Consider the following 14,285-nt stretch of genomic DNA (forward strand, 5'->3'; position numbering starts at 1 on the left):
CTTGTATCAGTTACACGCCGGTCCAAACAGCGCGGCCACCAGCGGATCACGCCTGGCAACGCCGCGTGGCCAGCTGGCCGTGCGGCACACCTGCGGCGGCAATTCAGCCCAGCCATCGACATCCTCGTCCTGCTCGCCCAGCGCATACAGGGCGGGACGCTGGCGGCCCGGTTCCGTGCAATGGCGCTGCGCCAGATGGATTTGCCCCAGGCCGCACATGTGGCGCAAATAGCGGCTCATGGTGCCCGCGTCGAGTCCCAGCAAGGCGGACAATTGCGCCGCGCTGGCCTGTCCGTGCTCGCCGATATATTGCGCGATGCGCGCGATATGCAGCTGCGACTTCTTGCTGCGTCCCTGTAACTGGCGCCCCTGCCGTGGCGCCGCCCTGCTTTCGACTATCTGACTGCTGTTCAACATCTGCCTGACCTCCCGTGGTGTCGCCAGCCGGCAGACGCTCTTGTGCGAATTTGCGACAGGCAACGAGTGGACTTTATCAATCGCTAATGTTAAAGTCAAGCATTTGGTAATTTATCAAACGGTAAATTTCAGGTTTAATGTGGAGATGAATATGTATCAATACAGACGCGACCGCCTGCTGGCCCTGATACGCGATCACTACGACAACACGCGCAAGAAAATTTCCGATGCCAGCGGCTGGAGCGAGGCGCGCATCTCGCAAATCCTCTCGCCCACCTACCGCGAAGGCCGCGCCTTCAGCGAGAAGATCGCGCGCAAGCTGGAAGCGGACCTGCGCCTGGAAGGCATGTACTTCGACCAGGGCGCGGCGCCCGACCAGGCGGCGCTGGCCGCGCGCGCGCTGGGCGCCCTGGGCGAAGTGCAGCCCGTGGTGGTGGCCGACGGCGAGGATGAACGCTTTTACCCGATCCGCAAGGTGAAACTGCGCCTGTCGGCCGGCATCACGGGCTTTGCCATCGAGCCGGAAACGCACGATGGCAGCACCATCAGCGTGCCGCGCAGCTGGGTCGAACGCAACGGCTTCCACCCGGAACGCCTGGTGGCGATCAAGGTCAAGGGCGAGAGCATGGAGCCGGCCCTGTACGAGGACGACGTGGTGATCATCAACACGGCCGACAACCGGCCCGCCGACGGCGTGGTGTTCGCCGTGAACTACGAAGGCGAGCCGGTGGTCAAGCGCATGGCGCGCGATATCGGCGAATGGTGGCTGACATCGGACAATCCCGACCAGCGCAAATACCACCGCAAACTGTGCCGCGGCAATGAATGCCTGATCGTCGGCAGGGTCGTGCGCAAGGAAAGCGACCGCATTTGATAACAGAGTTTACCGTTTGATAAACTCCGTCATGCCCACGCCTCGTTATGCCAGCGCCGCCTGGATTTGCTGCAGCGCGGCCGGATCATCCATCGACGTCAGGTCGCCGGGACTGCGCCCTTCGCAAATGGCCTGGATGGAACGGCGCAGCAGCTTGCCCGAACGGGTCTTCGGCAGCTGGGGCACGAACAGCACGCGCGCGGGCCGCGCCACGGCGCCCAGCTGGCGGTCGACCACGGCCATCACCTCGCGCTCCAGCGCCGCTTTCGCCTCGACGCTGTCGAAGCCTTGCGGGTTTTTCAGGATCACGAACGCCATCGCCACCTGGCCCTTGAGTTTATCTTCCACGCCGACCACCGCCACTTCCGACACGTTCGGATGGCTGGTGATGCTTTCCTCGATTTCGCGCGTCCCCAGGCGGTGCCCGGCCACGTTGATCACGTCGTCCGTGCGGCCCAGGATGAAGTAATAGCCATCCGCGTCGCGCACGCCCCAGTCAAACGTGGAATACACTTGCCGGTCGCTGAAGGTGGACCAGTAGGTGTCGACAAAGCGTGCATCGTCGCCGTACACGGTCTGCATGCAGCCTGGCGGCAGCGGGCCTTCCAGCACCAGCACGCCCTTCTCGTTGGCGCCGCACTCTTCGCCCGTCGCTTCATTGAGCAGCTTGACCCGGTAGCCATACATGGCCAGGCCCGGGCTGCCCAGGCGCGTGGGCGTGTCGGCCACGCCCTTGGCCACCGACAAGATCGGCCAGCCCGTCTCCGTCTGCCAGTAGTTGTCGATAATGTCCACTTGCAGTTCATCGGCGATCCATTGCGAGGTGGTTTCATCGAGCGGCTCGCCCGCCAGGTACAGCGCCTTCAAGGACGACAGGTCGTGCTTGCGCATCAGTTCCACCGGATGCTTGCGCAGCACGCGGATGGCCGTCGGCGCCGAGAACATGCGCGTGACCCTGTATTTCTCGACGATGCTCCACCAGATCCCCGCATCGGGACAGATGGGCAAGCCCTCGTACAGGATGGTGGCCATGCCGGCGATCAGCGGGCCGTAAACGATGTAGGAGTGGCCCACGACCCAGCCGATGTCCGAAGTGGCAAAGAAGGTTTCGCCGGGCTTGCCGCAGAACGTGTACTGCATCGACGACGCCAGCGCCACGGCATAGCCGCCCACGTCGCGCTGCACGCCCTTGGGCTTGCCCGTCGTGCCCGAGGTGTACAGCACGTACGACGGCGCGTTCGATTCCAGCCAGGTGACGGGCACCCGGGCTTCCAGGTGCTGCGCGCGCAAGGCCGCGTAATCAACATCCCGCCCTGGCGTCAGTTCCATCGGCACGAGATGGCGGTCGACCAGCAGCACGTGCCGCGGCTTGTGGCTGGCCAGGCGGATGGCGTCATCGAGCAGCGGCTTGTAGGCAATCGCCTTGCCGTTGCGCGAGCCGGCATCGGCGGAGAACACCAGCTTGGGCTGGGCATCGTCGATGCGGCTGGCCAGGCTGTTGGCGGCAAAGCCGCCGAAGACCACGGAATGGACGGCACCGATGCGCGCGCAGGCCAGCATGGCAAACGCCGCTTCGGCGATCATCGGCATGTAGATCAACACCCGGTCGCCCCTGGCAACGCCCAGCGACAGCAGGATGGCGGCGCAGCGCTCCACTTCGCGCTGCAGTTCACGAAAGCTGTAAGTGCGCTCCGTATTCGTCTCGGTGGAAATGGCGATCAGCGCGGCGGCATCGCCCTGGCTGTCCACCCAGCGGTCGACGGCGTTGTGGCACAAATTGGTGGTGCCGCCGACGAACCACTTGGCGAACGGCGGGCGCGAATAGTCCAGCACTTGCGAAAACGGGGCATGCCAGTCGATCTTTTCCGCTTCCTCGCGCCAGAAAGCGTCTGGCGTGTCGATCGAGCGTTGATAAAATGCTGCGAAATTCATGTCTCCTCCGGTAGGCGTGCAATCTGTCGTTTTTGTCTGTTCGTGCATGTTGTGCTTAGCTTTTCATCTGCCTCCTCCGGTATGGCCATGCTGCGTGGCGAGCAGCTGCGTTGCAAACAATGCCGGCTGCACCGCCGCGCAAGCGCCGCGTTCCCGTGCGATGCGCGCGCGGTTCGATTCCAGGCTGGCGCCATCGAGCAGGACGCCGAACTGCCCGCCGGCTGGCGCGGCTTCCTGCGGAGCCATTAAGCGCTGCAGCACGATGTCGCCCAGCGCCTTCTTGAAATGCCCCGCCTCCCAGTACCAGCGCGTGGCCGCATCCCGTTCATTGGCCGCGGGAATCCGCTCGCAGTTGTAAGCGCCATAGCCGCTGAAATCCGTCAGGGAAATGCGCGCGTCCGGGTAGCGCGCCTTGACCGCGCCAATTGCCAGTATCAGCTGTGCTTTCCACTCCTCGAACAAAGGCCACAGCCCTGCCGCTTCGAACATGGCCAGCATTTGCGCGTGGTAGGGATAGATCACCAGCTTGATGTCCGCTTGCGTGGCGGCCATCGCCAGCAGGAAGAGGCGCAAGGCTTGAAAGTCTTCATTGGCAAGGCCCCGCGTCGATTTGCGGCGCAAGTTGGCGGCGCTTTCCTGCGCCCGCTGCGCAAACATCTTGTGATAGCCGTCCTTGCGCGCATGGGCGCCATATTCCAGCAAGGGATTGAAGCCATCGGCCGACAAGGTGGCTGCCTCGCCGTCATGCTGGATGCGCAAGGTATGCAGGGCATCCCAGATGGAGGCCAGCGAGAAGAGCGCATCGAAGCGCCAGAACGCGCGGCCCGGTGCAGGCGACGCGGCCGCTGCCAACGGGCGCGCGGACGGCGCGACGGCGGGGTTGAGAAAATCGATGAATTCCAGTCCCACGATGACCATGCGCGGCCGGACGCCGCCCTGGCGCAGTTGCGCAAACTGGCTGGCCGAGGTGGCCAGGCCCGTGCCGGGAATCGCCAGGTTGTAGCCGGGGCCCGATGCTGCCAATGCGCTGGCGCGCGGGTCGAATCCGATCTCGGCGCGCGAATTGCCGAGGATGATGAACTGCGGCTGCCGGCGCAGCGCATGCTCCTGCTTGATCTGGTTCTGGTAGCGGCTCAAGCCCGGCTTGACGGCATTAAAATGGTCGCGCCGGACGACGCCATACAGGCCGTAAGGATCGACGATGACCACGAAAGCGCCAACGAGCAGCGCACCGCCCGCCAGCACCAGTGCCAGAATGGCCAGATAGGACTTGAATGGGGATGCCGTCATGGTACGCGCCCCCTAGAATTGAAAATACAGGAATTCGGCGGGCCGGTTCAAGGCCAGCATGCTTGCCAGCGCCAGCACGGCAATGGCGGCAGCCCACCTGGGCGTAGCGCGCCAGGCAAGCAGCGGTTCCCCGCCTGCCTGGAAATCGAGCGCGGGATCGAAACGGCACATGATCTGCTGCGTATTCGGCAAGGCAAAGGTAAGCAGCGCCGCCACGGCGATCCACATCCACGTCTCGATGAACAGCGTGCCGCCGCCCAGGTAAAAGCCCATGCCCATGGCTGCCAGCACCGGTTGCAGCGGCAGCAGATGGGATGCCAGCGCATCGGGCAAGGCCAGGCCGAAACCGCCCGCCATGCCCTTCAGGATCGTCAGCGCCACCGGCATGTCGGGCGCGCGGAAGAAGACCCACGCAACGCACACGGCAGAGAAGGTAAGGAGCGTCGCCAGGATCCTCCCCACGCGCGTATCACCAGGCAGGTGGCATCGGCGCGCGAATGCGCCCCAGCCCTTGTGGATGGCCAGGTAGGCCCCGTGCAGCGCGCCCCAGACGATGAAATTCCATCCGGCGCCATGCCACAGGCCGCCCAGCACCATGGTGATCATCAGGTTGCGATAGCGCCGCAGCGGGCCGCAGCGGTTGCCGCCCAGCGGGATATACAGGTAGTCGCGCAGGAAGCGCGACAGGGTCATGTGCCAGCGGCGCCAGAATTGCGCGATATTGCGCGCCTTGTAGGGCGAAGCGAAATTGAGCGGCAGGCGCACGCCAAACAATCTCGACAAGCCGATGGCCATGTCGGAATAGCCGGAGAAATCGAAGTACAGCTGAAACGCGTAAGCGAGCACGCCAGCCCAGGCGATCAGCAGCGACGGCGCCGCGGGAGCGTCGAACAGCGCCGCCGCATACGGCCCGATGTTGTCGGCGATCAGCACTTTCTTGGCCAGGCCAATGAAAAAAATCGTGCTGCCGATGGCGATGTTGCTGGCTGAGAGACGAAAGGTGCGCTTGTCGGCGAACTGCGGCATCATTTCCTTGTGGTGCAGGACGGGACCGGCGATCAGGTGCGGGAAATACGTGACGAACAGCAGATAGTGGACAAAGCGGCTTTCCTGCGCCTTGCCCTTGCAGGTGTCCACCAGGAAGGCGATCTGCGTGAAGGTAAAAAAGGAGATGCCGATCGGTAGCACCACGTGCAGGGCGGGCATGGGCCGTTCCAGCAATTGCGCTATGCTGGAAACGAAGAATCCCGCGTACTTGTAATAGGCGAGCAGGCCAAGGTTGGCGGCGATGGCGGCCGCCAGCACCCACTTGCGGCGCGCGGGCGCGCGGGCGGCCAGCCACGCGGCGCAGCCGTAGTTGAAGACGACGGAGCCGAGCAGCAGCGGCAGGTAGCGGTAATCCCAATATGCGTAGAAGAACAGCGACGCCGCCGCCAGCCAAGCCGCGGCCCACGAATGGCTGCGCCGTCCCAGCATGAAAAATCCCGCCACCGTGACGGGCAGGTAGGCAAACAGGAAGATGTAGGAATTGAATAGCATCTGTTCACCTATCGGGCAGGAGCAAAGTTTGCTAATGTGGCCGTGCGCAGCGGCATGGGGGCGCCACGCCATTTTTCCTCGTCGTTCGGTTTCCGGGTAGCGGAAAAATCAATTTTTCCTGATATTCATGACTGGCCGGCGCAACTTCAGGCCGGCCAGGACGGCTTAGGCGGTGAAAGCGTCGCCGGGCACGCGCACAAAACCCTCCATCAGCACGCGCGCGCTGCGGCTCATGATGGCCTTGGTGACGCGCCAGGCGCCGTCGACCTGCTGCGCTTGCGCGCCCACCATCAGGGTGCCGGAAGGGTGGCCGAAACGCACGCTGGTTTTTTCACCGCCGCCCGCCGCCAGGTTGACCAGGGTGCCAGGAATGGCCGCCGCCGTGCCGATGGCCACGGCCGCCGTGCCCATCATCGCGTGGTGCAGCTTGCCCATGGACATGGCGCGCACCAGCAAATCGATGTCGCCCGCTTCCACCCGCTTGCCGCTGGATGACACATAGCCGGCCGGTTTGGCGACAAACGCCACTTTCGGCGTGTGCTGGCGCTTGGCCGCTTCGTCCGCGTGCTTGATGAGCCCCATGCGCACGGCCCCATGCGCGCGGAGGGTCTCGAAGCGGGCCAGCGCGGCGGGATCGCCATTGATGGCGTCCTGCAGTTCCGTGCCCGCGTAGCCGATCGCATCCGCATCGACAAAAATCGTCGGGATGCCCGCGTTGATCATGGTGACCTTCAACACGCCGATGCCGGGCACGTCGAGGTCATCGACCAGGTTCCCGGTCGGGAACATGGCCGAGGTGCTACCGTCGCCGCCCTCTTCGTCCGCAGCAGGATCGAGGAATTCCAGTTTCACTTCGGCGGCCGGGAAAGTCACGCCATCGAGCTCGAAGTCGCCCGTTTCCTGCACTTCGCCATGCGTCATGGGCACGTGGGCGATGATGGTCTTGCCGATATTGGCTTGCCAGATGCGCACCGTGGCGATGCCGTTTTGCGGCACGCGGGCGGCGTCCACCAGACCGCTGGCGATGGCGAACGAGCCGACGGCGGCCGACAGGTTGCCGCAGTTGCCGCTCCAGTCGACGAAAGGCTTGTCGATGGAGACCTGGCCGAACAGGTAGTCGACGTCGTGGTCAAGCTTGGCGCTTTTTGCCAGGATCACCGTCTTGCTGGTGCTGGACGTGGCGCCGCCCATGCCGTCGATCTGCTTGCCGTAGGGGTCGGGGCTGCCGATCACGCGCAGCAGCAGGGCGTCGCGCGCGGCGCCCGGCACTTGCGCGCTGGCGGGCAAATCCTGCAGGCGGAAAAACACGCCTTTACTGGTACCGCCACGCATGTAGGTGGCGGGGATCTTGATTTGGGGTTGATGGCTCATGTCATTTTCCGGAAAGAGGTAGGTCGGATTAGCGTGGCATCGCCACGCTAATCCGACACATTGTTGGCGGGTTTTTCACAAATATAGTCGGATTACGCTACGCTAATCCGACCTACCCGATTTATGCCGCTTTCGCCGACTCGAGGAAATCCTGCGCGAATCGCTGCAACACGCCGCCCGCTTCATAGATCGACACCTCTTCCGCCGTATCGAGGCGGCAGGTGACGGGCACTTCCAGCGTGTCGCCGTTCTTGCGGTGGATGAGCAAAGTCAGGGTGGAGCGCGGCGTGCGCTCGCCCACGACATCATAGGTTTCGCTGCCGTCCAGGCCCAGGGTCTTGCGGTTCACGCCAGGCAAGAACTCCAGCGGCAGGACGCCCATGCCCACCAGGTTGGTGCGGTGGATGCGCTCGAAGCCTTCGGCCACGATGGCTTCCACGCCGGCCAGGCGCACGCCCTTGGCGGCCCAGTCGCGCGAGGAACCCTGGCCATAGTCGGCGCCGGCGATGATGATCAGGGGCTGCTTGCGCTCCATGTACACTTCGATGGCTTCCCACATGCGCGAAATCGTGCCATCGGGCTCGATGCGCGTGAGCGAACCCGCTTTCACCTTGCCGTCCTCGATCACCATCTCGTTTTTCAGGGTCGGATTGGCAAACGTGGCGCGCTGCGCCGTCAGATGGTCGCCCCGGTGCGTGGCGTAGGAATTGAAGTCTTCCTCGGGCAAGCCCATTTTCGCCAAATACTCCCCGGCCGCGCTATCGAGCATGATGGCGTTCGATGGCGACAGGTGGTCGGTCGTGATGTTGTCGCCCAGGACGGCCAGCGGACGCATGCCCTTCAACGGGCGCGCGCCAGCCAGCGCGCCTTCCCAGTACGGCGGACGGCGGATGTACGTCGTCTGCGGACGCCAGTCGTACAGCGGGCTGACTTTCTGGCCGTCGTCGGCCTGCGCGGCAAACATCGGAATGTAGACCTTGCGGAACTGCTCCGGCTTGACGCTGGCGGCGACGATGGCGTCGATTTCCTCGTCCGATGGCCAGATATCCTTCAGCAAAATCGGCTTGCCATCCGCGTCATGGCCCAGCACATCCTTTTCGATATCGAAGCGGATGGTGCCGGCGATCGCATATGCCACCACCAGCGGCGGCGAAGCGAGGAAAGCCTGCTTTGCGTAAGGGTGGATGCGGCCGTCGAAGTTGCGGTTGCCCGACAGGACGGCCGTCGCGTACAGGTCGCGCGACACCACTTCGTCCTGGATGACGGGATCGAGCGCGCCCGACATGCCGTTGCACGAGGTGCAGGCGAAAGCCACCACGCCAAAGCCCAGCTGTTCGAGTTCCGGCATCAGGCCCGCTTCCTGCAAATACAGCTCCACGGTTTTCGAGCCGGGCGCCAGCGAGGATTTCACCCACGGCTTGCGCGTGAGGCCCAGGCGGTTCGCATTGCGCGCGATCAGGCCGGCGGCGATCATGTTGCGCGGGTTGTTGGTGTTGGTGCAGCTGGTGATGGCGGCGATGATGACGGCGCCGTCCGGCATCTTGCCCGGCTCGTTTTCCACCACGCCGGAAATCCCGCGCGCGGCCAGTTCCGACGTCGGCACGCGGTTGTGCGGGTTCGACGGCCCGGCGATATTGCGCACGACAGACGACAGGTCGAAACTCAGGACGCGCTCGTACTCGGCCTCCTTCAGGCTGTCGGCCCACAGGCCCGTCTCTTTCGCGTACAGCTCCACGAGTTTCACCAGTTCGTCGTCGCGGCCCGTCAATTTCAAATACTTGATGGTCTGCTCGTCGATGTAGAACATGGCGGCCGTGGCGCCGAATTCCGGCGCCATGTTGGAGATCGTGGCGCGGTCGCCCAGGGTCAGGTGCGACGCGCCCTCGCCGAAGAATTCCAGGTAAGACGAGACGACCTTCTGCTTGCGCAAAAATTCCGTCAGCGCCAGCACGGTATCCGTGGCCGTGATGCCCGGCTGCGGCTTGCCCGTCAGCTTGACGCCGATGATGTCGGGCAGGCGCATCCACGAGGCGCGGCCCAGCATCACGCTTTCCGCTTCCAGGCCGCCCACGCCGATGGCGATCACGCCCAGCGCGTCGACCATGGGCGTGTGCGAATCCGTGCCAACGAGGGTATCGGGATAGGCCACGCCGTCCTGCACCTGGATCACGGGCGACATGCGCTCGAGATTGATCTGGTGCAAGATGCCATTGCCTGGCGGGATCACGTCGACGTTCTTGAACGCCTTCTTGGTCCAGTCGATGAAGTCGAAGCGGTCTTCGTTGCGGCGGTCTTCGATGGCGCGGTTCTTGGCGAAGGCGTCGGGGTCGAAGCCGCCGCATTCGACTGCCAGCGAATGGTCGACCACCAGCTGCGTGGGCACGACAGGGTTGACCAGGGCCGGATCGCCGCCCTGGGCCGCGATGGCGTCGCGCAGGCCGGCCAGGTCGACCAGGGCCGTCTGGCCCAGGATGTCATGGCAGACGACGCGGGCGGGGAACCACGGGAAGTCGAGGTCGCGGCGGCGTTCGATGAACTGGCCCAGCGAAGCGTTCAGGGTGGCCGGGTCGCAGCGGCGCACGAGATTTTCGGCCAGCACGCGCGAGGTGTAGGGCAAGGTGGCGTAGGCGCCTGGCTGGATCGCATCGACGGCGGCGCGCGTGTCGAAATAGTCTAGCTGGGTGCCCGGCAAGGATTTGCGGTGCAGGGTGTTCATGTTGATGCTCATTATTTGCGGTCCTTGATCGGCACGAATTCCAGGTCTTCCGGGCCCACGTAGTTGGCGCTCGGGCGGATGATCTTGTTGTCGATGCGCTGCTCGATGATGTGGGCGGCCCAGCCCGAGGTGCGCGAAATGACGAACAGCGGCGTGAACATCGCCGTCGGCACGCCCATCATGTGGTAGGACACGGCCGAGAACCAGTCCAGGTTCGGGAACATGTTCTTGATTTCCCACATGACCGATTCCAGGCGCTCGGCGATGTCGAACATCTTGGTGGAACCCGCTTCCAGCGACAGATTGCGCGCCACTTCCTTGATGACCACGTTGCGCGGGTCCGAGATCGTGTAGACGGGGTGGCCGAAGCCGATCACCACTTCCTTGTTGACGACGCGCTCGCGGATATCCGCTTCCGCTTCGTCGGCGTTGTCGTAGCGCTTCTGGATCTCCAGCGCCACTTCGTTCGCGCCGCCGTGTTTCGGGCCGCGCAGCGCGCCGATGGCGCCCGTGATGGCCGAGTGAATGTCCGAGCCCGTGCCGGCGATGACGCGGCTGGTGAAGGTGGAGGCGTTGAATTCGTGTTCCGCGTACAGGATCAGCGAGGTGTGCATGGCTTTTTCCCACGATGCCGACGGTTTTTCGCCATGCAGCAGGTGCAGGAAGTGGCCGCCGATCGAGTCGTCGTCCGTTTCCACTTCGATGCGCTTGCCGTTATGGCTGTAGTGGTACCAGTACAGCAGCATGGAGCCGAACGACGCCATCAGGCGGTCGGCGATGTCGCGCGCGCCCGGCGCGTTATGGTCGTCCTTTTCCGGCAGGGTGCAGCCCAGCACGGACACGCCCGTGCGCATCACGTCCATCGGGTGGGCGGCGGCCGGCAGCGCTTCCAGCGCCAGCTTGACGGCCGACGGCAGGCCGCGCAGCGACTTCAGCTTGGCCTTGTAGCCTTTCAGTTCGGCGGCTGTCGGCAGCTTGCCGTGCACCAGCAGGTAGGCGATTTCCTCGAACTCGCAGCTGTCGGCCACGTCCAGGATGTCATAGCCGCGGTAGTGCAAATCGTTGCCGGTCTTGCCGACCGAGCACAGCGCCGTGTTGCCGGCGGTGACGCCGGACAGGGCGACGGATTTTTTAGGCTTGAAAGTGGCGGCTTGCGGTGCGGTCATTGTGTTCTCCAGATTGAATAGTCTCGGGTGCGTCACTGCGGGACCGACATGCGGCCCCTGCTTCTCTATTTATTTCTTTTGCGCGGCAAACAGCGCATCGAGCTTTTGCTCGAAGTCGTGGTAGTTGATCGATTCATACAGCTCCATGCGCGTCTGCATGGTGTCGACGACGTTCTTTTGCGTGCCGTCGCGGCGCAGCGCCTGGTAGACGTTTTCCGCCGCCTTGTTCATGGCGCGGAAAGCCGACAGCGGATACAGGGCCAGGCCCACGTGGGCGCTGCGCAGTTCGTCCAGCGTGAACAGGGGCGTGGCGCCGAATTCCGTGATATTGGCCAGGATGGGCACGTTGACGGCCTTGGCGAAGGTGGCGTACATGTCCAGGTCCGTGATGGCTTCCGGGAAGATCATGTCGGCGCCCGCTTCCACGCAGGCGACGGCACGCTCCAGCGCTGCGTCCAGGCCATCGACGGCCAGCGCATCGGTGCGCGCCATGATGACGAAGTTCGGGTCCGTGCGCGCATCGACGGCCGCCTTGATGCGGTCGACCATTTCTTCCTTGCTCACGATTTCCTTGCCCGGACGGTGGCCGCAGCGCTTGGCGCCCACCTGATCTTCGATGTGCAGGCCGGCCGCGCCGAACTTGATCATCGATTTGACCGTGCGCGCCACGTTGAAGGCGGAAGCGCCGAAGCCCGTGTCGGCATCGACCAGCAGCGGCAGGTCGCACACGTCGGTGATGCGGCGGATATCCGTCAGCACGTCGTCCAGGCTGGAAATGCCCAGGTCGGGCAAGCCCAGCGAGCCGGCAGCCACGCCGCCGCCGGACAGGTAGATGGCCTTGTAGCCGGCGCGCTTGGCCAGCAAGGCGTGGTTGGCGTTGATGGCGCCGACCACTTGCAATGGGGATTCTTCCTGGACGGCCTTGCGGAATGCGGCACCTGCGGAGTATTGAGTCATGTGTTCACCTTATCGAATTCGGGGCGTCCCGAATGTTTCATGGAACTGCTATGCGTACCAGTAGTGCAAATGCCGTGCCAGGCGTGCGCGGCAAGGCGGCAAAGCCGCTGCCGCAGAGTGAAAACGAGGCGCAGGCGGCGATGTGGCGGCATTGCCAGGCCGTCAGGCAGGCGAACAGCCATGTCACGTTTGCCGTCAAAAATGTTTCATCAATGTTTCATGCAATGCATTTTGAAACGTTTTTTGAAACATGCAACCGGCGGGGTGACAGGGGGAAGATCGCCAAGGCTGGCAAGGCGCAAAAAAACAGCCGGCGGGTGCCGGCTGGGAGTGATACGGGTGGAACGACGAAGGCAGGCTAGGCCAGGCGCACGAGCGGATTGGCAATGATGTTGTCGATCTGGCGCACCGCCTCTTCGCAGGCGGCGGCAATGGCGCCCTCCTCGTCGTCGCGCACGAATTGCATGGTCGACCCTTCGAATACTTCCAGGCCTTCCGCGGTGGCGCGTTCGATGTCGCAACTGGCGGACCATTTGCCATCGGTGGTGGGCACGGCCAAGGGAACGATTTCCCAGCCTTTATAGTGAATTTTAGAACTGCTATCCATGGGGTGCCTCCATATGAACTGACTCAATACTGGAAATCGTAGCATGAAGCGCGGCTGCTAGCGACGTGTTTCACGCGCCAGCCGGGAATCAGGCTAAACGATTTACGCTGGCTCAAGGGCGCAGCAGATTATCCACTTCCGTCTTGGCCACTTCCAGCCCGGCAATACAGGCCGTCTCCGGTGCCAAATAGCCGCCCAGGGTGCGGCTGCGCGTGATGGCCTGCGCCTCGGGCTCACCCTCGCGCTGCAAGCGGTAGGTAAAGTCCCACAAGTCGTCATTGTCCTTTTGCGGGGTTACGGAAATCGTAAAACCGCGGTATTGCTCGCTGCGTACAGTGGTATCGTTCATGAATTCCTCCTTGTAGGAACGAGATTACCACGCAGCAAGCCGCAGGGCGCGCACGGCTGTGCCGTGCTAGACGGGGCTCCCTTATCTGTTTTTTGCATGTCAAAAGTCAATTTGCAGCATTTTTTTAACGAGCTGTGGCGATATAATACTGTTCCCTGCCCGCACCTTGTCGCCGTGATGACCCCACAAATCCAAGCCTTTTTCGACCCGGCCACCGCCACCGTCACCTACGTTGTCTACGCGCAAGATGGCCAGGACTGCGCCATCATTGATTCCGTGCTCGACTACGACCCCAAGGCAGGCCGCACCTCGACCACCTCGGCAGACAAGGTCATCGCCTTCGTGCGCGCACACGGCTTGCAATGCCGCTGGCTGCTGGAAACCCATGCCCATGCGGACCACCTGTCGGCCGCGCCCTATCTGCAGCAGCAGCTGGGCGGCGACGTCGCCATCGGCGCCGCCATCCAGACGGTGCAGCGGGCCTTCGCCGAGGTGTACCACCAGGATGGCGCCAGGGCCGACGGCTCGCAGTTCGACCAACTGTTCGCGCCGGACCAGGTATTCCATATCGGCCCATTGGAAGTGCGCGCCCTGCACGTGCCGGGCCATACGCCGGCCGACCTGGCCTACCAGATCGGCGACGCCGTCTTCGTGGGCGACACCCTGTTCATGCCGGACGTGGGCTCGGCCCGCTGCGACTTCCCCGGCGGCTCGGCGGCCCTGCTGTACCGCTCCGTGCAGCGATTATTGTCGCTGCCGCCGCAAACGCGGCTGTTCATGTGCCACGACTACCCGCCCAAGGGCCGCGAGCCACGCTGGGAAGTGACGGTCGCCGAACAGCGCGCCAGCAACATCCACCTGCGCGACGGCATCACGGAAGAGCAATTCGTGGCCATGCGCACGGGCCGCGACGCCACCCTGGACATGCCGACCCTGATCCTGCCCGCCATCCAGGTCAATATCAATGCGGGCAAGCTGCCCGAGCCGGAAGACAACGGCGTGCGCTACCTGAAGATTCCGCTCAACGCGATCTAGCGCGGCGCGGTAATACGCGGGGCTCCGCTCCG

At 63.7% G+C, this 14,285-nt stretch carries 13 protein-coding genes; 3 read left to right on the forward strand and 10 right to left on the reverse strand.

The window, feature by feature from the left end; all coding sequences use genetic code 11:
• Nucleotides 1-6 precede the first annotated feature (6 nt).
• The gene (locus tag ACZ92H_RS05690; RefSeq protein ID WP_131373141.1) at nt 7-417 is read right to left on the reverse strand and encodes a hypothetical protein; all 411 of its coding nucleotides are present in this window, start codon (nt 415-417) and stop codon (nt 7-9) included.
• A gap of 151 nt (nt 418-568) precedes the next feature.
• Here ACZ92H_RS05690 and ACZ92H_RS05695 point away from each other — a divergent pair, with 151 nt between their 5' ends.
• Nucleotides 569-1,291 (forward strand): S24 family peptidase, encoded by a 723-nt coding sequence (locus tag ACZ92H_RS05695; RefSeq protein ID WP_131373140.1) that lies wholly within the window; start codon nt 569-571, stop codon nt 1,289-1,291.
• A 45-nt stretch (nt 1,292-1,336) separates the two neighbouring features.
• Here ACZ92H_RS05695 and ACZ92H_RS05700 read toward each other — a convergent pair whose 3' ends face one another.
• The 7 genes from ACZ92H_RS05700 to prpB form a co-directional block, all read right to left on the reverse strand.
• A complete protein-coding gene (locus ACZ92H_RS05700; protein ID WP_465048639.1) occupies nt 1,337-3,223 on the reverse strand; it encodes a propionate--CoA ligase in 1,887 nt (628 codons plus the stop codon).
• Between the two features lie 63 nt (nt 3,224-3,286).
• The gene (locus ACZ92H_RS05705; RefSeq protein ID WP_465048640.1) at nt 3,287-4,513 is read right to left on the reverse strand and encodes a hypothetical protein; all 1,227 of its coding nucleotides are present in this window, start codon (nt 4,511-4,513) and stop codon (nt 3,287-3,289) included.
• Between the two features lie 12 nt (nt 4,514-4,525).
• The gene (locus ACZ92H_RS05710) at nt 4,526-6,052 is read right to left on the reverse strand and encodes an MBOAT family O-acyltransferase (protein WP_465048641.1); all 1,527 of its coding nucleotides are present in this window, start codon (nt 6,050-6,052) and stop codon (nt 4,526-4,528) included.
• 165 nt (nt 6,053-6,217) lie between these two features.
• Complete coding sequence (prpF, locus tag ACZ92H_RS05715) at nt 6,218-7,423, reverse strand: 2-methylaconitate cis-trans isomerase PrpF (protein ID WP_465048642.1); 1,206 nt, start codon at nt 7,421-7,423, stop codon at nt 6,218-6,220.
• A gap of 121 nt (nt 7,424-7,544) precedes the next feature.
• A complete protein-coding gene (acnD, locus tag ACZ92H_RS05720) occupies nt 7,545-10,139 on the reverse strand; it encodes a Fe/S-dependent 2-methylisocitrate dehydratase AcnD (protein WP_465048643.1) in 2,595 nt (864 codons plus the stop codon).
• 11 nt (nt 10,140-10,150) lie between these two features.
• Nucleotides 10,151-11,305, reverse strand: coding sequence for a bifunctional 2-methylcitrate synthase/citrate synthase (prpC, locus tag ACZ92H_RS05725; RefSeq protein WP_465048644.1), 1,155 nt, complete (start codon nt 11,303-11,305; stop codon nt 10,151-10,153).
• 69 nt (nt 11,306-11,374) lie between these two features.
• Nucleotides 11,375-12,262: a methylisocitrate lyase gene (gene prpB / locus ACZ92H_RS05730; protein WP_131373133.1), complete on the reverse strand. Its 888-nt coding sequence runs from the start codon at nt 12,260-12,262 to the stop codon at nt 11,375-11,377.
• Nucleotides 12,263-12,312: 50 nt separating this feature from the next.
• Here prpB and ACZ92H_RS05735 point away from each other — a divergent pair, with 50 nt between their 5' ends.
• Nucleotides 12,313-12,624, forward strand: coding sequence for a hypothetical protein (locus ACZ92H_RS05735; protein ID WP_465048645.1), 312 nt, complete (start codon nt 12,313-12,315; stop codon nt 12,622-12,624).
• On the opposite strand, the gene ACZ92H_RS05740 is transcribed toward ACZ92H_RS05735, so the two are convergent.
• Together ACZ92H_RS05740 and ACZ92H_RS05745 are read right to left on the reverse strand one after the other, a co-directional pair.
• Nucleotides 12,621-12,869, reverse strand: coding sequence for a hypothetical protein (locus tag ACZ92H_RS05740; RefSeq protein ID WP_034783948.1), 249 nt, complete (start codon nt 12,867-12,869; stop codon nt 12,621-12,623). The two genes, ACZ92H_RS05735 and ACZ92H_RS05740, sit on opposite strands and share 4 nt — an antisense overlap.
• A gap of 112 nt (nt 12,870-12,981) precedes the next feature.
• On the reverse strand, nt 12,982-13,218 hold the full coding sequence (locus ACZ92H_RS05745) for a hypothetical protein (RefSeq protein WP_131373131.1): 237 nt from the start codon (nt 13,216-13,218) through the stop codon (nt 12,982-12,984).
• A gap of 177 nt (nt 13,219-13,395) precedes the next feature.
• On the opposite strand from ACZ92H_RS05745, the gene ACZ92H_RS05750 reads away from it, so the two are divergent.
• Complete coding sequence (locus ACZ92H_RS05750; RefSeq protein WP_465048646.1) at nt 13,396-14,253, forward strand: MBL fold metallo-hydrolase; 858 nt, start codon at nt 13,396-13,398, stop codon at nt 14,251-14,253.
• Nucleotides 14,254-14,285: the final 32 nt, after the last annotated feature.

Source organism: Janthinobacterium foliorum (assembly GCF_978021625.1).